The sequence below is a fragment of the Candidatus Pelagibacter sp. genome (genome assembly GCF_052049935.1).
Classification (GTDB): domain Bacteria; phylum Pseudomonadota; class Alphaproteobacteria; order Pelagibacterales; family Pelagibacteraceae; genus Pelagibacter.
Genome location: NZ_JBNGZA010000002.1, coordinates 73197 through 94273, shown reverse-complemented (window position 1 = coordinate 94273; position 21077 = coordinate 73197). Strand labels below are relative to the sequence as shown.

At 32.2% G+C, this 21077-nt stretch carries 17 protein-coding genes and 4 tRNA genes; 16 read left to right on the top strand and 5 right to left on the bottom strand.

Going from position 1 to position 21077, the window contains the following annotated elements; genetic code table 11:
* The first annotated feature begins 10 nt into the window (after nt 1-10).
* Both ACTT90_RS01655 and ACTT90_RS01650 read left to right on the top strand, forming a co-directional pair.
* Nucleotides 11-364, top strand: coding sequence for a hypothetical protein (locus tag ACTT90_RS01655; protein ID WP_440937132.1), 354 nt, complete (start codon nt 11-13; stop codon nt 362-364).
* Between the two features lie 227 nt (nt 365-591).
* Entirely contained in the window at nt 592-1677 is a 1086-nt protein-coding gene (locus tag ACTT90_RS01650) for a sulfite exporter TauE/SafE family protein (protein WP_440937131.1), read from the top strand.
* Here ACTT90_RS01650 and ACTT90_RS01645 read toward each other — a convergent pair.
* From ACTT90_RS01645 to ACTT90_RS01635, 3 genes are read right to left on the bottom strand one after another with little or no spacing between them, the layout of a single operon-like run.
* Nucleotides 1667-2743, bottom strand: coding sequence for a YeiH family protein (locus tag ACTT90_RS01645; protein WP_440937130.1), 1077 nt, complete (start codon nt 2741-2743; stop codon nt 1667-1669). The two genes, ACTT90_RS01650 and ACTT90_RS01645, sit on opposite strands and share 11 nt — an antisense overlap.
* Before the next feature lie 16 nt (nt 2744-2759).
* On the bottom strand, nt 2760-3926 hold the full coding sequence (locus tag ACTT90_RS01640) for a UxaA family hydrolase (protein WP_440937171.1): 1167 nt from the start codon (nt 3924-3926) through the stop codon (nt 2760-2762).
* A gap of 4 nt (nt 3927-3930) precedes the next feature.
* A complete protein-coding gene (locus ACTT90_RS01635) occupies nt 3931-4215 on the bottom strand; it encodes a UxaA family hydrolase (protein ID WP_440937129.1) in 285 nt (94 codons plus the stop codon).
* Between the two features lie 115 nt (nt 4216-4330).
* Here ACTT90_RS01635 and xsc point away from each other — a divergent pair, with 115 nt between their 5' ends.
* Nucleotides 4331-6115: a sulfoacetaldehyde acetyltransferase gene (xsc, locus tag ACTT90_RS01630; RefSeq protein ID WP_440937128.1), complete on the top strand. Its 1785-nt coding sequence runs from the start codon at nt 4331-4333 to the stop codon at nt 6113-6115.
* Between the two features lie 38 nt (nt 6116-6153).
* Nucleotides 6154-7458, top strand: coding sequence for an NAD(P)/FAD-dependent oxidoreductase (locus ACTT90_RS01625; protein WP_440937127.1), 1305 nt, complete (start codon nt 6154-6156; stop codon nt 7456-7458).
* Here ACTT90_RS01625 and ACTT90_RS01620 read toward each other — a convergent pair.
* Nucleotides 7459-7534, bottom strand: a tRNA-Thr gene (locus ACTT90_RS01620).
* Between the two features lie 28 nt (nt 7535-7562).
* Nucleotides 7563-8309: a 23S rRNA (guanosine(2251)-2'-O)-methyltransferase RlmB gene (gene rlmB / locus ACTT90_RS01615; RefSeq protein ID WP_440937126.1), complete on the bottom strand. Its 747-nt coding sequence runs from the start codon at nt 8307-8309 to the stop codon at nt 7563-7565.
* Nucleotides 8310-8441: 132 nt separating this feature from the next.
* Between rlmB and ACTT90_RS01610 the strand changes: the two genes are divergently transcribed.
* From ACTT90_RS01610 to rpoC, 12 genes are all read left to right on the top strand, one after another.
* Nucleotides 8442-8527 (top strand) — tRNA-Tyr (locus ACTT90_RS01610).
* Nucleotides 8528-8571: 44 nt separating this feature from the next.
* A tRNA-Gly gene (locus ACTT90_RS01605) sits at nt 8572-8645 on the top strand.
* Between the two features lie 39 nt (nt 8646-8684).
* Nucleotides 8685-9875, top strand: a complete 1191-nt coding sequence (gene tuf / locus ACTT90_RS01600) for an elongation factor Tu (protein WP_440937125.1) — start codon at nt 8685-8687, stop codon at nt 9873-9875.
* 11 nt (nt 9876-9886) lie between these two features.
* A tRNA-Trp gene (locus ACTT90_RS01595) sits at nt 9887-9962 on the top strand.
* Between the two features lie 19 nt (nt 9963-9981).
* Nucleotides 9982-10173 carry a preprotein translocase subunit SecE gene (secE, locus tag ACTT90_RS01590; protein WP_440937124.1) on the top strand — a complete coding sequence of 64 codons (192 nt, stop codon included), beginning with the start codon at nt 9982-9984 and terminating at the stop codon, nt 10171-10173.
* Nucleotides 10173-10703, top strand: coding sequence for a transcription termination/antitermination protein NusG (gene nusG / locus ACTT90_RS01585; protein ID WP_440937123.1), 531 nt, complete (start codon nt 10173-10175; stop codon nt 10701-10703). The genes secE and nusG overlap by 1 nt, the downstream gene beginning before the upstream one ends.
* Nucleotides 10703-11128: a 50S ribosomal protein L11 gene (rplK, locus tag ACTT90_RS01580; RefSeq protein ID WP_440909640.1), complete on the top strand. Its 426-nt coding sequence runs from the start codon at nt 10703-10705 to the stop codon at nt 11126-11128. Before nusG ends, rplK begins: the two co-directional genes overlap by 1 nt.
* Entirely contained in the window at nt 11128-11817 is a 690-nt protein-coding gene (gene rplA / locus ACTT90_RS01575) for a 50S ribosomal protein L1 (RefSeq protein ID WP_440937122.1), read from the top strand. The genes rplK and rplA overlap by 1 nt, the downstream gene beginning before the upstream one ends.
* A 7-nt stretch (nt 11818-11824) precedes the next feature.
* Complete coding sequence (gene rplJ, locus ACTT90_RS01570) at nt 11825-12331, top strand: 50S ribosomal protein L10 (RefSeq protein ID WP_440937170.1); 507 nt, start codon at nt 11825-11827, stop codon at nt 12329-12331.
* A gap of 14 nt (nt 12332-12345) precedes the next feature.
* Complete coding sequence (gene rplL, locus ACTT90_RS01565; protein WP_014953366.1) at nt 12346-12711, top strand: 50S ribosomal protein L7/L12; 366 nt, start codon at nt 12346-12348, stop codon at nt 12709-12711.
* 56 nt (nt 12712-12767) lie between these two features.
* Nucleotides 12768-16856, top strand: coding sequence for a DNA-directed RNA polymerase subunit beta (gene rpoB / locus ACTT90_RS01560; protein ID WP_440937121.1), 4089 nt, complete (start codon nt 12768-12770; stop codon nt 16854-16856).
* A complete protein-coding gene (gene rpoC / locus ACTT90_RS01555; RefSeq protein ID WP_440937120.1) occupies nt 16857-21029 on the top strand; it encodes a DNA-directed RNA polymerase subunit beta' in 4173 nt (1390 codons plus the stop codon).
* The last annotated feature ends 48 nt before the right edge of the window (nt 21030-21077 follow it).

The following is a 21077-nucleotide window of genomic DNA, read 5'->3' as shown; positions in this document are numbered from 1 at the left end:
AGGGAATTAGTTGAAAGATTTACTTAATAAATCTGATGAAGAAATATTTGCTATCGCAAAACCTTTTTGGGAAAATTTAGTCAAATCTTCAAATCTTAAAGATTACGGCGGATTTACAAGAGATTTTTCTACCCAGATGTTATTTGGAGCTAATGAAGTAGAACTCGGTAAGCAATGGGCAAATAATAAGGTAATTACCAATCTTCATGAAACTTATAATCCTTTTGGAACACTTAGAAGAGGAGATCATATTACTGTATTAATTAAACAGACTAATAAAGAGCTCCCAGGTGAGTTTTTGGGGAGATTGGTTTTAGGTGTAGAAGATGAAGAAGTTAAAATTTTCGGCGCAACTATATATTAAAAAAAATTTACTCTATTAAACAAATAAATTGACAAATCTCTAACCAGTGTTATTGAGCAGGAAATATATGAATTTCCTATACTCAAAATTATCGAATAAATTAAAGTTTTTAAAACTGAGCCTAGTTAAATTTGGAATAGTAGTCAGTTTAACAGCTTATTGGAGTGTTATTTTAGTTGGAACTTTTCTTGCTTTTAATTAACTAAAATATTAAATAATCATTATCTATGGAAGTATATTTACCGATAGCGGAAGTTAACATTAATGCTATTGAAATACTTCTTCTCAGCGCAATAGTTGGTGTACTGTCAGGATTGTTTGGTGTGGGTGGAGGATTTTTGATGACACCTTTCTTAATTTTTTTAGGAGTTCCCCCTGCTTACGCCGTTGCTAATGAAGCAAATAATATTTTGGCAACTTCCGTGTCAGGCTCAACAACACATTATTTAAAAAATACATTGGATTATAAAATGGGTTTAATGATAGTAGCTGGAGGAGCTGTTGGTACTTTATTAGGAATTTATACTTTTTCTTATTTTCAAAATATGGGTAAAATCGATGTAGTTATTGCCTTAGCTTACATGTACATTTTAGCAATAATTGGTTCTTTAATGTTAGTGGAGAGCCTAGGTGAGATCGATAAACAAAGAAGAAATGTTGTAGTTAAAAAAAAATTACATGTTCATTACTGGATACATGGTCTCCCATTTAGATTAAGATTTCCAAAATCAAAATTATATGAAAGCGCTTTTACTCCAATTATAATCGGTTTATTTGTTGGGTTTATTGCAGCAATAATGGGAATTGGCGGAGCGTTTATTTTAGTTCCTGCAATGATTTATATTATCGGTATGCCAACAAAATTAGTTCCTGGCACTTCATTATTTGTAACAATATTTGTAAGTGTGATAGTAACTTTTTTGCATGCTTTTAATTATGGGTCAATTGATTTGCTTTTAGTTTTAATGTTAGTTACAGGTTCAATTATTGGCGTTCAAATTGGTCAAAAGCTTGGAGAAAAAATAAATAGCAGTGGATTAAGAGCTTTATTAGCAATCTTACTTTTGTTGGTTGGAATAGCAATGGCTTATGATACTTTTTTTGCTGAAAAAGTTGAGAATGAATTTGCAAAAGTGTTAGACAATGATCTAAACTTTTTTTCAGTTTTCATTCAAAAGTTTTCCCAAGAGATGCCACTTTTTTATAGTTTGTTTACTATTATGTTTGCAATATTCTTAGGAGTAGCAGCAGCATTCATTAGAAGATTTTTTTCAAATTTAAGAAAAAAATTAGCAGTACCTACTAATAAATAAATATATCGGTAAAAAACTCTATACAAAAAATACTTACAACCCCAACAGTAGTCATACCAATCAAACCTACAACGAAAGGTTTATAGCCCATCGATTTTATATCTCTAAAATTTGTTGATAGTCCAATTGCAGCCATTGCCATTGTAAGAAATACTTTAGATGAGGATTTAATTATATCAATAGTGTTAGTCCAAATTTGATTAGCGCTATCTAATAAATAATAATCACCTATGTTTCTTATTATTATCATTCCCACAAACCCAAGAACAAAATAAGGAAAAATGCTTATTATTGAATAATTTTTTTTTACAACATTTCCTCTGTTATATAAAAATGCAAAGAGAGGTATCATTATTACTAAAAAAGTATTTCTTATTAATTTTGTTACAGTTGCTATATTTAATGTATCTGGACTATTAAATTGTTGCTCATAAATTAATCCTGCTGCAGCTACTTGAGATGTTTCATGAATAGAAGTACCAAGAAAAAGCCCAACTAAAAGAGGCTCTGCATCAAAATAAAAATTTGCAAAATAAGGATAAACAAGCATTGAAAAAATACCAAACAAAGTCATATTTGCGATTGCATACGATACTTCACCTTTACTAGCTTTTATAACTGGGGCAGTTGCCATAATCGCAGTCGTACCACATACTGTTGACCCAATTGAAATTAGATAAGCCATTCTAGTAGGTATCTTTAATTTTTTAATAACAAGTTTTATTACCACTAAAACGCTTATAATGCAGATGATGATAAGTGGAATTGCTATAGTTCCAAATTTTAAGAATTCAAAAGGTTTTAATTGTATTCCTAAACAGATAATTCCAAGTTTTAAAATATTTTTCTGAGTAAAATCTGATCCAATTAAAAACAATTTTCTGATTTTGAAAATATTTCCAAGTATCATTCCAATTAGAATAGCGAACATTGCGGTTGATATTGGGCTTTTGTCGTAACCTAATAGCTCAATTCCAATTACATTATTTATTCCTTGAGAAAGAGAGTATAAAATGAAAGCCAGTATAATCCCTGGTATTACTACCAACTTTTTTTTTATAGACATTATACCTTATTGATAATTATGCACTTCTATAAAGTTTAGTCATTACAAACTCTCTATGACCTAAAGCTTCTGCACAAGTTAGTCTTCCATTTGCAACTCTTAGAGTTGTCTCTATTAATTTATCTCCCGCTTCTGACATATTCATTTCCCTAGATAGAATTTTTGAAACATCACAATCTATATGTTCACCCATACCTTTAACGGTTAATGGATTAGCTGTTAATTTTACAACTGGTTCAATTGGATTACCCACAATGTTACCTTGTCCTGTTGGAAATAAATGGATATTAAATCCAGCTGCAGCTTGAAGTGTTACACATTCTGCTGCTGCTGAAGAAGTATCCATAAAATAAAGTCCTTTACCTTTTTTTGGTTCTTCCGCTGGTTCTAAAACATCAACAAATTTTCTTGATCCAATTTTTTGAAAATTTCCAAAAGCTTTTTCTTCAATTGTAGTTAAACCTCCAGCAATATTTCCAGCTGTCGGTTGACTTTCAGAAAGATCATCTGTTGCTTCCTTTAAAATGAAATCATTATATGCACTCCAAGTTTTCATGAACTTGTCCGAAGCCTCTTTTGTTGCTCCTCTAGTTGCACAAACCTTTTCTGCGCCAGTTAACTCTGATGTTTCACCAAAACATAAATGAACTCCTAATGGCTCAAGTTTATCCATTAAGTTTCCTACAGTAGGATTAGCTGCTAATCCTGATGTTGTATCAGACTCTCCACATTTTACTGAAATCCATAAATCACTTATTGGACATTCTTCTCTCTGTTTTTCAGATGCCCACATCACAAATTCCTGAGCTTTTTTTGAAGCTTTCATCACAGTGCCAATGTCACCTGTACGTTCTATATGAAAACCTTCAACTGGCTTGCCAGTCTTTGCAATTCCATCAACAATTTTTTTTGTCCATTTAGGCTCAATACCTACTACAATCACCGCAGCAACATTTGGGTTGCTTCCAGTTCCTATTATTGTTCTAAAATGTAGTTCTAAATCAGCACCAAATTGCAATCTACCGTAAGAGTGTGGTAATGCAATTGTTCCTTTAATGTTATTTGCTACAGCTTCTGCACATGCATTTGAAATATCGTCTACTGGCAAGATGATCACGTGATTTCTTGTTCCGACTCTGCCATTTTCTCTTTTATAACCTAAAAAACTCTTTGGAATTTCCATATTACTACCACTTCTTTGTTTTAACATTGTGAACATGAACGTGTTCACCTTTTTTGATTGATTTAACTACTTTACCAATATCATGACCGTATTTTAGAATCGTATCACCTTCGTTTAGGTCAGTCATTGCAATTTTGTGCCCTAAAGGTATTTCGTCTACTGATTGTATATTTATTGTGCTGTCGTTTTCCATTACCCAGCAAGAACAATCTTGTTTTGGAGTTATTTTTTCAATAACAACTACTCCTACGTTGTCTTTTTCGTCGTGAATTATGATATCTGTGGCCATATATATTGTGTCGAATTGTTTGTTTGAATTTTCTAAATTCTTATATATTAATCGCAAAAATTAACAAATAGTTTTTAAAAAAGAGACTAAATTCAAAGAGAGGTTACACTAAATTATGACTAAAATGACAACTGAAGAAGCTTTTGTAAAAGTTTTACAAATGCATGGTATTGAACATGCTTTTGGTATTATTGGATCAGCATTCATGCCAATTTCAGATATATTCCCTGATGCAGGTATAACATTTTGGGATGTTGCTCATGAAACAAATGGTGGATTAATTGCTGATGGTTACACAAGAGCTACAGGAAAAATGTCAATGGTCATTGCACAAAATGGTCCTGGGATTACTGGTTTAGTAACTCCAATAAAAACTGCTTATTGGAATCATACACCACTTTTATTAGTTACACCACAAGCTGCAAACAAAACTATGGGTCAAGGTGGTTTCCAAGAAGTTGAGCAAATGAATTTATTCAAAGATATGGTTTGTTATCAGGAAGAGGTAAGAGACCCATCTAGAATGGCAGAAGTGTTAAACAGAGTAATCGAGAAAGCTATTAGAGGATCTGCACCTGCTCAGATTAATGTTCCAAGAGATTATTGGACACAAGTTATTGATATTGATCTTCCACCAATCGTAAGATTAGAAAGACAAGGTGGTGGATCTGAAGCTATTGATAAAGCTGCTAACTTACTTTCAAATGCAAAGTTTCCAGTAATCCTTTCAGGTGCTGGTGTTGTAATTGGAGGAGCAATTGAGGCTACTAAAAATCTAGCTGAAAAATTAGACGCGCCAGTTTGTTCTGGTTATCAGCATAACGACAGTTTTCCAGGAAGCCATCCATTAGCAGTAGGTCCTTTAGGATATAATGGTTCAAAAGCTGCTATGGAATTAATTTCAAAAGCTGATGTTGTATTAGCTTTAGGAACAAGACTAAATCCTTTTTCAACTTTACCAGGTTATGGAATTGATTATTGGCCAAAAAATGCAAACATTATTCAGGTAGATATTAATCCAGATAGAATTGGTTTAACTAAAAAGGTGACTGTAGGTATCAGTGGTGATGCAAAATTAGTTGCAGAACAAATTTTAGCTAAACTTTCATCAAGTGCTGGTGATGCTGACAGACAAACAAGAAAAGATTTAATTCATCAAACAAAATCTGCATGGTTACAAAAACTTTCAAGTTTAGACCATGAAGAGGATGATGAAGGTACAGTTTGGAATAAAGAAGCAAGAGAAAGAGATGCTGATAGAATGTCACCTAGACAAGCTTGGAGAGCAATACAAGCTGGTATGCCTGATGATGTTATTATTTCAAGTGATATTGGAAACAATTGTGCGATTGGAAATGCTTATCCAACTTTTGAAAAAGGAAGAAAGTATTTAGCACCAGGTTTATTTGGTCCATGTGGTTATGGCTTTCCATCTATTTTAGGAGCAAAAATTGGTTGCCCAGATACACCAGTTATTGGTTTTGCTGGAGATGGAGCTTTTGGTATTAGCATGAATGAAATGAGTTCATGTGCTAGAGAAGAATGGCCAGCTATAACAATGGTAATTTTTAGAAACTATCAATGGGGAGCAGAAAAAAGAAATACTACTCTTTGGTTTGATAATAACTTTGTTGGAACTGAGCTTGATCCAGAATTAAGTTATGCAAAAGTAGCTGATGCTTGTGGTCTTAAAGGTGTAACTGTAAAAACAATGGAAGAGACTACTAACGCGATCAAGCAATCATGTGAAGATCAAAAAAAAGGAATTACTACTTTTATAGAAGTAGTTTTAAACCAAGAGTTAGGTGAACCATTTAGAAGAGATGCGATGAAGAAGCCAGTAAGAGTTGCTGGTATCAACATAGCAGATATGAAGAAACAACCTTCATTAAATTCTTAATTCTTTAAAAAATTTATCAATTATCGTAAAGTCACTTCATGGAAGTGACTAACGATAATGGTTGTAGTTGGATCAAAGATCTTAATCTTAGACAAAATATCAAAATTTTAAGTGATAATTTATCAACCAACTGGCTTATCATAGGAGCTGGTTTCACAGGTTTATCTGCTGCTAGAAAGTTGGGTGAAATATTCCCAAAGGAAAAAATTATTATCGTTGATGCTCAATTAGCAGGAGATGGAGCAAGCGGGAGAAACTCAGGTTATCTAGTTGATACAACTTTAAATGACGGTTTCACGTCTAATAAAGAGCTAGAAAGTTATAAAAAAAAAGCAAACATATATGATTTAGGAATTAAAGCTGTCAAAAATTTTATCAAAGAATATCAAGTTGATTGTGATTGGAATGAATGTGGAAAATTTTTTGCCTCTTCAAGAAAAGAAGATCTAACAATATTAAATAATTTTTCAAATACTTTAGAAAAACTAGGATATGAACATGATATTCTCAACAATGAACAATTAACTAATAGATTAGGGACAAATTTTTATAATGTAGGTTTGCATACAAAGGGTGGTATATTATTACATCCTGGAAAGCTTGTAAGAGCAATGGTTGATACATTACCAAAAAATGTTGAGTTATATGAAAACTCTTCCTTATCTGAATGGTCTAAAGAAAAAAATTTTATTAATTGCAAGTTTAAAAATAATACAATTAAAACAAAAAAAATAATTTTTGCGACTAATGGTTTTTTAAGATCGTTAGGTATTAAAAAAAACTATAATTTTCCAATTACTCTTACAGCAAGCATGACAAGACCATTAACTGATAACGAATATGAAAGTATAGGAAGGCCAAAAGAATGGGGAGTTCTCCCTGTTAGACCCATGGGTGCTACAATTAGAATGACAAAAGACAGACGAATTTTAATTAGAAATACAGCTGAGTTACACAATCCAATGAAAATGTCTCAATCAATTTTAAATCAAAGATATTTAAAACAAAAACTTGGGATTAAAAAAAGATTTCCTCAACTCCCTGATGATATCATCCAATCTTCCTGGTCAGGTATAGTTTCTAGAACAAGAAATAGTTCTCAAATATTTGAAAAAATAGATGATAATATTTTTGTAGGCGGTTGTTACAATGGTTCTGGAATAGGTGTTGGAACGTTATTTGGAGAACAAATTGCCCTTAAAGCAGTTGGAAAAAACACCAAGGAAATTGAAACTATCGAATTAAGAAATAAACCAACATGGTTACCACCTGAACCTTTTTTAAGCTTAGGTGTAAAAGTAAGATTGACTTATGAAAGAATGAGAGCTTTTTCTGAAATTTAGTGGTGCCCCCGCACGGATTCGAACCGCGGACCTATTGATTACAAATCAATTGCTCTACCAACTGAGCTACAAGGGCATAGGCGCAATATTAACTATTTTCTAAATTAATCAAGATTTTTTTTTAAATAACTTAAGTGGTGAAAGACGATTGCTGCACTATTTGATATATTTAAGCTTTCTATTTGATCATTCATCTCAATCTTTACATGAAAATCAGCATATTTAGATGTGTGTTTATGCATACCTTCGCCTTCAGATCCAAAAACTAAAATGCTGTTTCCTTCCCATTTAATGTCTGAAAAATTTTTCTTAGCTTCACTATCAAATCCATAAATCCAAAAATTTTTATCTTTTAAATTTTTTAAAGTTGAATTTATATTAGATACTTCAAATATATTTAGATATTCAATACATCCACTTGCAGCTTTAAACATTAATTTACTTTCGCTTGGAAAATGTCTTTCTTTAACTATAAGTCCATCTATTTTAAATGCAGCTGCGCTTCTTATAATTGACCCAATATTTCTTGGATCAGTAACACCATCTAAACAAGCTAATGTTAAATTTTGCTTATTTTTAATGTATTCTTTTAAAATAGGTTGATCTAACTTTTCAATTTCAGCAACATAACCTTGATGTTGAATATTTTCTTTTGTTGAATATTTGTCTAGTTCTTTTTTAGTTTTAAAATAAACTTTAACATCCTCTAACAAGTTTTTTCTTGGACTTTTTCTATGTATGTTTTTCTTACTTTCCTCTGTAAGAAACAGTTTGAGTACCTTTCTTTTCGGATTTTTTAAAGCCTCAATTACAGGATGCTGTCCAACAATAAAAAAGGTTGATTTATTCATATTTTATAAGGTTTTTTAGCGTCTTTTGATTATATTAAATATCAAATCTCGTGTTGCAATTATACAAATAAAATATATAAAACGCCTGTTATTTGAAGCTTATTGAACAAGGGGACACTTCCCCAATATAAAGGAGGGGTTCCAGAGCGGTCAAATGGGGCGGGCTGTAAACCCGTTGACTTCGGTCTTCGAAAGTTCGAATCTTTCCCCCTCCACCATTCAATTATATTTAAATAACATGGAGTGTTACTCTTGGGGTTGTGCGGGTGTAGTTCAATGGTAGAACGCTAGCCTTCCAAGCTGGATGTAAGGGTTCGATTCCCTTTACCCGCTCCAAGAAAATAATATTAAAAAATAAACTGAGGTAATAAAGTAATGTCAAAGGAAAAGTTTGTAAGAAATAAACCCCACTGTAATATTGGTACTATTGGACATGTCGACCATGGTAAAACAACTTTAACAGCTGCGATCACAAAAGTATTAGCAGAACAGGGTGGAGCAAAATCAGTTGCTTATGATGAAATTGATAAAGCACCTGAGGAAAAAGAAAGAGGAATTACAATTTCAACTGCTCACGTTGAATATGAAACAGAAAAAAGACACTATGCACACGTAGACTGTCCAGGTCACGCTGACTATGTAAAAAACATGATTACTGGTGCTGCACAAATGGACGGAGCAATTTTAGTAGTTAACGCTGCAGACGGTCCAATGCCTCAAACTAGAGAACACATTCTTTTAGCAAGACAAGTTGGTGTACCTGCAATTTGTGTTTACCTAAACAAAGTTGATCAAGTTGATGATAAGGAAATGATCGAACTTGTTGAGGAAGAAATAAAAGAATTATTAACTTCATATAAATTTCCTGGAGAAAAAACACCAATTGCTAAAGGTTCAGCGCTTGCAGCAGTTGAAGGAAGAGATGATGAAATTGGAAAAAATTCAATTTTAGAATTGATGAAAAATGTTGATGAGTTTATTCCACAACCTGACAGACCAAAAGATAAAGATTTCTTGATGCCGGTTGAAGATGTATTCTCAATTTCTGGAAGAGGAACAGTTGTAACTGGAAGAGTTGAGTCTGGTGTAATTAAAACTGGTGAAGAAATTGAAATAGTTGGAATAAGAGAGACTAAAAAATCAGTTTGTACTGGAGTAGAAATGTTTAGAAAACTTTTAGACTCAGGTGAAGCTGGTGATAACATTGGAGTGTTATTAAGAGGTGTTGAAAGAACAGACGTTGAAAGAGGTCAAGTTCTTTGTAAACCAGGATCGATTACTCCACATACTAAATTTGAAGCTCAGGCTTATGTACTTAAAAAAGAAGAGGGTGGAAGACACACTCCTTTTTTTACTAAGTACAGACCGCAGTTCTATTTCAGAACTACTGACGTAACTGGTGAAGTAGAATTACCAGCAGGTACGGAAATGGTTATGCCTGGTGACGATGCTAAGTTCACAGTTAAATTGATTACACCGATTGCAATGGCAGAAAAACTAAACTTTGCAATTAGAGAAGGTGGAAGAACTGTTGGAGCTGGTGTAGTAACAAAAATTATAGAGTAAGCTCTATAAATAGGAGTGTAGCTCAATTGGTAGAGCGCCGGTCTCCAAAACCGGAGGCTGAGGGTTCGAGTCCCTCCGCTCCTGCCAATTTGAGCTAAATTAAAAAATGAAGAACCCAATTAGATTTTTACAGGAAGTAAAGCAGGAAGCATTCAAAGTATCTTGGCCTACTGGAAAAGAAACAGTACAAGGCGCACTTATGGTGTTTGCTATGGCTGTTGTAATGTCTTTGTTTTTTTTACTAATTGATCAAGTTCTTAAATTTTTCTTAGAATTGTTATTGAAAGTGAGCATTTAATGAAAAATTGGTACATTGTTCAATCACACTCTAGTTTCGAAAATAAAGTTGCAGGTTTAATTAAAGAAGAAGCTGAAAAAGCTAAAATTTCAGATAAATTTGATGAAATTGTTGTTCCTACTCATGATGTAACGGAAGTTAAAAGAGGAAAAAGAATACAAAGAAAAAAGAAGTATTTTCCTGGTTATGTTCTAATAAAGAGTGAGATGGATAATAATATTTATCATATGATAAAGAATATAAAGAGAGTAAGTGGTTTTTTAGGCTCAAAAGGCATGCCAGTCCCAGTTTCAGACAAAGAAATTGAGAAGATTTTAGGCCAAATAAAAGATGGTGTAGCTCAACCAAAATCTGGTATAGAGTACAGCGTTGGTGAAAAAGTTCAGGTAGTAGATGGACCATTTGCTTCATTCAGTGGAATGGTTGAAGAAATTGATGAAGAAAAGTCTAGACTTAAGGTCTCAGTTTCTATATTTGGTCGTCCTACACCGGTTGATTTAGAATATAACCAAGTGGAAAAGGTAAGTTAATGGCAAAAGAAATTAGTGGATTTATAAAATTACAAATTAAAGGCGGTCAAGCTAATCCAGCTCCCCCTGTTGGTCCTGCGTTAGGTCAGCGTGGTGTTAACATTATGGAATTTTGTAAAGCGTTTAATGACAAAACAAAATCTATGGCAGGTAAGCCTATTCCTGTTGAGATTACGGTTTATAAAGACAAAAAATTTGATTTTAAAATTAAATCACCTCCAGCCTCTTTTTTTATTAGAGAAGCAGCTAAGCTTAAAAGTGGTTCCAAAGAACCTGGTAGAAATGTAGTCGCGACGCTTACAAAAAAACAGGTAGAGGAAATTGCAAATCAAAAAATGAAAGATTTAAATGCATTAGATTTAGAACAAGCTGTTAAAATTATTGCTGGTTCTGCTAGGTCGATGGGAATTGAGGTTAAAGAGTAATGCCATCTAAAAGATATAAAAAATTACCAAACAATAATTCTGAGTTAAGCGCAGATTTAATTGAAAAACTTTTACCAGAAGTTAAAAAGAATTGTACTACAAAGTTTGATGAATCAGTTGATCTAAGTTTTCAAATAAACAATAAACAGAAAAAAAGTGAAGTAAATATTAGAACAATTGTAAATTTACCAGGCGGAACAGGTAAAGATGTAAAGGTTGCAGTCGTTTGTGAAGATGTGAAATCTAAAGATGCAAAAGATGCTGGTGCTGATATAGTTGGCGGTGATGAATTTATAGATAAGATTAAGGCTGGTGAAATTAATTTTGAAAAATTAATTTGCACTCCAGCAATGATGATAAAATTATCTAAACTTGGAAAAGTTTTAGGACCAAAAGGTTTAATGCCTAATCCTAAGTTAGGTTCAGTAACTGAAGATTTAAAAAATGCAATTAAAGATGCAAAATCTGGTCAAGCTGAAATAAGAAATGACAAAGATGGTAACATAGGCGTTAGCATTGGAAAAAAATCATTTGAAGATGACAAATTGATCAAAAATTATAATGCTATCTTAGATGCTTTAGAAAAAGAAAAATCTAATAACACTTTAAAAGGTGATTTAATAAAATCAGCATTTATAACATCTTCAATGGGTGTTTCTTATAAATTAAAATTAAACAAGGTAATTTAAGATTATGATGACCAAAGAACAAAAGAAAGTTTATATTGATGAAATGTCCAAACAGTTTGAAAACAGTAAAGCTGTATTGGTTACTCATTATCAAGGATTAACAATGCCTCAAATAGATGAGCTAAGATCAAAAATGAGAGAACATGGAATAATTTTTAAAATTACAAAAAATAGAATTACAAAATTAGCGCTTGAAAAAACAAGATGTAAAGATATAGCTGATTTATTTACTGGCCCAACAGCGGTTGCATTTGGTGAGGACGCTATAATTTCAGCGAGAATTTTGTCAAAATTCGCAAAAGATAATGAGAATCTAAAGTTAATTGGTGGCATAATGGAAAATGAGGTTTTGGACCAAGCAGGCGTTCAAAATGTAGCTACTTTACCTACTTTAGATGAAGCAAGAGCAAATATTGTAGGTATTTTAAATGCTCCGGCATCAAAATTAGTAAGTATTTTGCTTGCAAGATCAGAAAAAATGAGTAGTTTGTCGGCAGAAAATTCTGAAAAATAACCAAAGAGTGAACTATGCCAGACCTTAACAAAATTATTGAAGATTTATCAAACTTGACTGTTGCTGAAGCAGCTGAGTTATCAAAACAACTTGAAGAAAAATGGGGCGTAACACCTATGGCAGCAGCTGCACCAGCCGCAGCCGGTGGAGCAGCTCCAGCTGAAGATAAAGATGACTTTACTATCATGTTAGTTTCAGCAGGTGATAAAAAAATTAATGTTATTAAAGAAGTAAGAGCAGCAACTTCTTTAGGATTAAAAGAAGCTAAAGACTTGGTTGAAGGCGCACCAAAAGAAGTAAAATCGGGCGTTCCAAAAAAAGAAGCTGAAGAAATTAAAGCTAAGTTAGAAGCAGCAGGCGCTAAAGTAGAACTTAAGTAAATTAACAAGGAATTATTTAGGTGCTGTTTATTTATAATCAGCATCATAGGATATAAATGCAATTATCATTTACTGAAAAGAAAAACATTAGAAAAAGTTTTGGAAAATTAAAAGAAGGATTATCAATACCTAACCTTATTGAAGTTCAAAAAAATTCTTACAAAGAATTAACAGACTTTAATGAAGATGCTGGTGATTTAACAAAAGGTTTTGATAGAGTATTTAAAAGTATTTTTCCAATTGAAGATTTAAACGACAAAGCAACTTTAGAGTATGTTTCTTATAGATTAGAGAAACCAAAATTTGATGTTGAGGAATGTATAGCTAGAGGCCTAACTTATTCATCTGCTTTAAAATGTACTCTTAGACTAGTTGTTTATGAAATTGATCAAGAAAATAACACTAAAGATATTTTGTCTGCAAAAGAACAAGAAGTTTATATGGGTGATGTTCCAATGATGACTAATAGCGGAACATTTATCACAAATGGAGTTCAAAGAGTTGTTGTTAACCAAATGCACAGAAGTCCAGGTGTATTTTTTGATCACGATAAAGGAAAAACTCATGCTAGTGGTAAATTGTTATTTAACTGTAGAGTTATTCCTAATAGAGGTTCTTGGTTAGACTTCGAGTTTGATGTAAAAGATTTCCTATATTTTAAGATAGATAGAAAAAAGAAAATTCTAGCCTCTACATTGTTATTAGCTCTTGGTTATGCAAAATCAGAGATAGCTAATGAGTTTTATGAGAGCGAAAATTATGTTTATGATGTAAAAACATCTAAATGGAAAACTAAGTTTAATCCAGAAAATTATAAAGCTAAAAATTTTTCAGAAGAAGTCATTGACGCAAAAACTGGAAAGATAATCATTAAACCTGGTGATAAAATTAATTTTTTGAATGCAAAAAAATTAGCTAATGAAGGCTTAAAAGATATATTTGTTTCTAAAGAATCTTTGTATGGAAAATTTTTACACACCGATATTAAAGTAAGTGATGAAGAAGAGGGTACTTTTAAAATCGGTACTGAGTTAAACGATACTATTATCGAAAAAATCTTAGAAGCAAATATCCATACAATCAACATATCTACAACAAATGCAATCAATAAAGGTCCATATCTATTAACAACAATCTTAAACGATAAAAATAACACTAAAGATGAAGCCATTACCGAAATCTATAAAATGTTAAGACCAGGTGAGCCACCTACAATTGAAATTGCTACTCAAATTTTTAACAATCTATTCTTTAGTTCAGATAGGTATGATTTATCTGACGTTGGGAGAGTAAAAATGAATTCAAGATTAAACTTAGATTGCTCTGATAAAATAACTATTTTAAGAAATGACGATATCATTGCGATAATTCATAAAATGTTAGATTTAAGAGACGGTAAAGATGATGTTGATGATATTGATCACTTAGGCAATAGAAGAGTTAGATCAGTTGGTGAATTAGTTGAGAATCAGGCGAGAATTGGTGTTTACAGAATGGAAAGAGCTATTAAAGAAAAAATGACTACTCTTGATGTTGAGTCTGCAATGCCTCAAGACTTAATAAATGCTAAACCATTAACTGTTTCTTTAAAAGATTTTTTTGCAAGCTCTCAATTATCTCAGTTTATGGATCAAACTAATCCACTGTCAGAAATTACACACAAAAGAAGAGTTTCTGCTTTAGGACCAGGTGGTCTTACAAGAGAAAGAGCTGGTTTTGAGGTTAGAGACGTTCACCCAACTCATTATGGAAGAATCTGTCCGATCGAAACTCCAGAAGGACCTAATATTGGATTAATTAATAGCTTATCTACTTACGCCAAAATTAATAAGTATGGTTTTATAGAAAGCCCTTACAAAAGAGTTAAAGACGGCGTGGTGCAAGGTAAAGTGGAATACTTATCTGCAATGGAGGAAACTAAATATACAATCGCTCAAGCAAATACAAAATTAGACAAAAATGGAAAAATTATTGAAGAACTTGTGTCTTGCAGACAAAACTTAAATTTTCTATTGGCTAAACCAGATACTATTGATTATATCGATGTCTCACCTAAACAATTAGTTTCAGTTGCAGCTTCGTTAATCCCATTTTTAGAAAATGATGATGCTAATAGAGCTCTTATGGGTTCAAACATGATGAGACAAGCAGTTCCTCTATTAAAACCTGAGTCCCCTTTAGTTGGAACAGGTATTGAAAGTGATGTTGCTTTAGATTCTGGTGTGACTATCGTTGCTAGAAGAGATGGAATTGTAGATAAGATTGATGGTAAAAGAATTGTAATTAAAGCAACAGAGGAAACTGATTTTAGTAAATCTGGAGTAGATATTTATAATCTTCAAAAATTTAAAAGATCAAATCAAAATACATGTATTAATCAAAGACCTTTAGTTAGAGTTGGAGATAAAGTTAAATCAGGAGATATTATTGCAGATGGACCTTCAACTAGATTAGGTGAATTAGCTCTTGGTAAGAATGTAACAGTAGCTTTCATGCCATGGCAAGGTTACAACTTTGAAGACTCTATTTTGATTTCTGAAAGATGCGTAACAGATGATGTTTTCACTTCAGTTCACATTGTTGAATATGAAATTATGGCAAGAGATACAAAACTTGGTGAAGAAGAAATTACAAGAGATATTCCTAACGTTAATGAAGATGCACTTAAAAACCTAGATGAATCTGGAATAGTTTATATAGGTGCAGAAGTAAACGCAGGTGATATATTAGTGGGAAAAGTAACTCCAAAAGGCGACTCAGCATCTGGCCCAGAAGAAAAACTTTTAAGGTCTATATTTGGTGAAAAAGCAATTGATGTAACTGATACTTCTTTAAGAATGTCTAGAGGAAGCAGTGGAACAGTTGTTGATGTTAGAGTATTTAACAGACATGGTATTGAAAAAGATGAAAGATCAATAACAATTGAAAGAGCAGAAATTGAGCAGGTACAACAAGATAAAATTGTTGAGGAAGAAATCTTAGAAAGAAGTATTAAACAAAGAGCTGCTCAAATTTTATCAGGTTCTAAATTAAGTAAAAAAGTTAAAGACATAAACGAAGGTACGGAACTTAATGCAGATTTAATTAACGGATTAAATATTAATGATATATTCAAGATAAGTGTCGGAAATGTTCAGGATGAAGCAACTTTAGCTCAATTGAAAGATCAATACACATCTGCAAAACAAGATATTACAGAAAGATTTGAAGATAAAGTTTTAAAGATTAGAAGTGGTGATGATTTATTACCTAGCGTGATGAAAATGGTTAAAGTTTTTGTTGCTATCAAGAGAAGATTGAGACCGGGAGATAAAATGTCTGGAAGACATGGAAACAAAGGAGTAGTTAGTAAAATTGTTCCTGTTGAAGATATGCCATATAGAGAAGATGGAAGACCAGTTGATATAGTATTAAATCCTCTTGGGGTCCCTAGTAGAATGAATGTCGGCCAAATTTTAGAAACGCACTTGGGATGGGCTTGTAAAGAATTTGGTGAAGAAATTAAAAAATTAATTAATGAAAATCAAAAGAAAATTGAGAAAACTGAAAAAATTTCTAAATTTTTAAAATCTGTATATGGTGATGAAGCATATTCTGAAAAAGTTGAAAAATTGAGCAAAACAGAATTTAAAGATCTTTGTGAAAATCTTCAAAATGGAATAGCTATATCAACACCAGTTTTTGATGGAGCAAAAGAACAAAACGTTACTGAAATGTTAGAACTTGCTAAATTACCAGGATCAGGTCAAACTTATTTGTGGGATGGAAGAACTGGTGAAAAATTTGATAGACCTGTAACAGTTGGAATTATTTATATGTTGAAACTTCATCATTTAGTTGAAGATAAGATACACGCTAGATCGACAGGCCCTTATAGTTTAGTTACACAACAACCTCTAGGTGGAAAGGCACAATTAGGTGGTCAAAGATTTGGTGAAATGGAGGTTTGGGCTTTAGAAGCTTATGGAGCCTCATATACTTTACAAGAAATACTAACTGTTAAATCTGATGACGTAGCAGGAAGGGTGAAAGTTTACGAAACGATTGTTAAAGGTGAAGAAAATTTTGAATCGGGTATTCCAGAATCATTCAACGTATTAGTAAAAGAAATTAAATCTTTAGCATTAAATGTGGAGTTAAATTAGATGAAAAATGAATTAACAGATTTATTTAAAAATTCAGAAATTTCAGAAGCCCAAAACTTTAATAGCATAAAAATTTCATTAGCTAGTCCAGAGAAAATAAAATCTTGGACATACGGAGAAATTAAAAAACCTGAAACAATAAATTACAGAACTTTTAGACCAGAAAAAGATGGTTTATTTTGTGCACGTATTTTTGGCCCTATCAGAGATTATGAGTGTTTGTGTGGGAAATATAAAAGGATGAAATTTAGAGGAATTATATGTGAAAAATGTGGAGTTGAAGTAACTAAATCTAATGTAAGAAGAGAGAGAATGGGTCACATCAATTTAGCAACTCCTGTGGCACATATTTGGTTTTTAAAATCTTTACCTAGCAGAATTGCATTAGCTGTTGATATGAAACTTAAAGAAATAGAAAGAGTTTTATATTTTGAAAATTTTATTGTTATTGAACCAGGTTTAACAGGTTTACAGAAAAATCAATTACTAAATGAGGAAGAATTAGCTAAGTACCAAGATGAATTTGGTGAGGAAGCATTTACTGCTGGTATTGGTGCAGAGGCAGTTTTAGAGATGCTCAAAAATTTAGATTTAGAATTAGAGAGGAAAAATTTAGTTAGCTATATCAAGGAAACAAAATCAAAAGTTAACGAAGAAAGAGCAATCAAAAGATTAAAGTTAATTGAGTCATTTATTGAAACAGGTCAAAAACCTGAATGGATGATTATGACTGTAGTTCCAGTTATTCCGCCTGAGTTAAGACCATTAGTTCCATTAGATGGTGGAAGATTTGCAACATCTGATCTTAATGATCTTTATAGAAGAGTTATCAATAGAAATAATCGATTAAAAAGATTAATGGATCTTAAAGCACCAGATATCATTGTTAGAAATGAAAAGAGAATGCTTCAAGAATCTGTTGATGCATTATTTGATAATGGAAGAAGAGGTAGAGTTATCACTGGAACTGGCAAAAGACCACTCAAATCTCTTGCTGAAATGCTTAAAGGTAAACAAGGAAGATTTAGACAGAACTTATTAGGTAAAAGAGTTGATTATTCAGGCAGATCTGTAATCGTTGTTGGGCCAGATTTAAAACTACATGAATGCGGTTTACCAAAAAAAATGGCTTTAGAACTATTTAAACCTTTTTTATACGCAAGATTAAATAAATTAGGTTTAGCTTCAACTATTAAACAAGCAAAAAAAATTGTAGAAAAAGAAACCAATGCAGTTTGGGATGCTTTAGAATTAATTGTAAGAGAACATCCTGTATTATTAAATAGAGCACCAACACTTCATAGACTCGGCGTTCAAGCTTTTGAACCAAAATTAATAGAAGGTGATGCTATAGAATTACATCCTTTAACATGTGCAGCATTCAATGCTGATTTTGATGGTGACCAAATGGCAGTTCATGTGCCTTTAAGTTTAGAGGCTCAACTTGAAGCTAGAATTCTAATGTTATCAACAAATAACATTTTATCACCCTCAAATGGAAAACCAATTATTGTACCAAGTCAGGATATGATTTTAGGAATTTACTATTTGTCTCAAGAACCTATCACTGAAAAACCGACTGGATACTTTACTGACTCAGATCAGATAGAATTTGCTTTATCATCTGGTCAAATCAAAGTTCATAGTACAATCATATCAAGATTTGAAACTGTTGACGAAAAAGGGAATAAGAAATACGAGAAATATACATCAACAGCGGGTAGATTTTTGTTAGCAAATTTATTACCAAAAAATCACAACATTAAATTTTCATTGGTTGATAGGCTATTACCAAAAAAAGTTGTTTCAGAAATTATCGATGTTGTATTTAGATTTTGTGGGCAAAAAACAACAGTTATCTTCTGCGATAAGTTAAAAGATTTAGGCTTTAAGCATGCATTTAAGGCTGGAATATCCTTTGGTAAGGACGATTTAGTAATACCAGAAAGTAAAACAAAATTAATTGATGATACTAAAAAATTAATTGCAGAATATGAAACACAGTATTCTGAAGGATTAATTACTAGAGGTGAAAAATATAATAAAGTTGTTGATGCATGGTCTAAATGTACTGACAGTGTTGCAGCAGAAATGATGAAGGGTATTTCAGCAACAGAAAAAACTGATGAAGGATTAAAAATAAATTCAGTATTTATGATGGCTGATAGTGGCGCAAGAGGTTCAGCGGCACAAATGAAACAATTAGCCGGAATGAGAGGATTAATTGCCAAACCATCAGGTGAAATTATAGAAAGTCCAATTACCTCTAATTTTAAAGAAGGTTTAACAGCATTAGAATATTTTAACTCTACTCACGGTGCTAGAAAAGGATTAGCTGATACAGCTTTAAAAACAGCTAGTTCTGGTTATTTAACTAGAAGACTTTGTGATGTTGCTCAAGACCTAACAATTACAAAAGTTAAATGTGACAATCCAGGTTTTATAGAGATTTCTGAGATATTAGAGGGTGGCAATGTTGTTGTGAGCTTATCTGAAAGAGCCCTTGGAAGAGTAACTGCTCAAGATGTAAAGCATCCGTTAACAGGAGATATACTATTCAAGAAATCTTCTATGATTGATGAAGCAGCTTGTGATCAAATAGATGCGGCTGGTATAAAAGCAATAAAAGTTTATTCTGTAATGACATGTAGCTCTAAAGAGGGAGTTTGCGCAACATGTTATGGTAGAGATCTATCTAGAGGTAAAATTGTTCATGTTGGAGAAGCTATTGGTATGATTTCAGCTCAATCAATTGGTGAACCTGGAACTCAGTTAACTATGAGAACTTTCCACGTCGGTGGAACTGCATCAGTAAAACAAGACTCCCAAATAATTTCTAAAAATGAAGGAACTTTAAAAATAATTAATTCAAATATTTTAGAAGATTCTAAAAAGAATTTAATTGTTATGGGAAGAAATACACAGCTTTCTATCGAAGATGATAATGGTGTTCAAATTGCAGTTTATAAAGTTGCGTATGGTTCGAAATTATTCTTCAAAAATGGTGACAAAATAAAAGCGAATACAAAAATTTGTGAATGGGACCCGTATACAACTCCGGTAATTGCTGAGAAAAGTGGTAATGCCACATTTGTTGATTTAATTGATGGTGTTTCTATTCAAGAAACAACTGATGATGCAACTGGAATTTCATCTAAATCTGTAATTGATTGGAGATCACAATCAAAAAGTACAGATCTTAAACCTAGAATTACTTTAAGAGATGAAAAAGGAAATATAATTAAAAAAGCTGACGATAATGAAGCTAGATATTATTTAGTACCAGACTCAATTTTATCTGTGAAAGATGGTCAAAAAGTTTCTGCAGGTGATGTAATTGCAAGGTTACCAAAAGAGACAACAAAAACAAAAGACATTACAGGAGGTTTGCCTAGAGTAGCAGAGTTATTTGAAGCTAGAAAAGCAAAAGATAGTGCTATTATAGCAGAAAATGACGGACAAGTTGTTTTTGGTAAAGAAGTAAGAGGTAAACAAAGAGTTTCTATTGTTCCTGAAGATGGTTCTGAACCATCAAATTATTTAATTCCTAAAGGCAAACATATTAATTTTAACCAAGGTGAAAAAATTCAAAAAGGTGAACACTTATTAGATGGTGTACCATTACCACATGATATTTTAAGAATTAAAGGAATAAAAGATTTAACTGAATATTTTGTAAACCAAGTTCAAGAAGTTTATAGATTACAAGGTGTTGTAATTAACGACAAACACATTGAAACAATTTTAAGACAAATGTTAAAAAAAGTTGAGGTAAAATCTTCTGGAGACTCATCTTACCTGCCAGGTGAAGTTGTAGATAGAATTAAGTTTGACAACGCAAATGAAAAATTAGTAGCTGAAGGCAAAACACCAGCTATTGGCGAAAGAGTTTTAATGGGAATTACTAAAGCTTCATTACAAACTGAGTCATTTATATCAGCCGCTTCATTCCAAGAAACAACTAGAGTTTTAACTGATGCAGCTATTAAAGGCAAAATTGATCCACTCAATGGATTAAAAGAAAACGTAATTGTTGGAAGATTAGTGCCCGCTGGGACCGGTAATATCAAAAATAGATGGAATAATAAGGCTCTGAATGACGATAATAAGTTTTTATCTGAGCAAGAAAAATTAGAACCATCTGAAGCTTCAGAAACACAAGCAAATCAATAAAAAAAACAGAGTATTTAACTAGTTTTAGTTTGACAAAATGCAATTAAT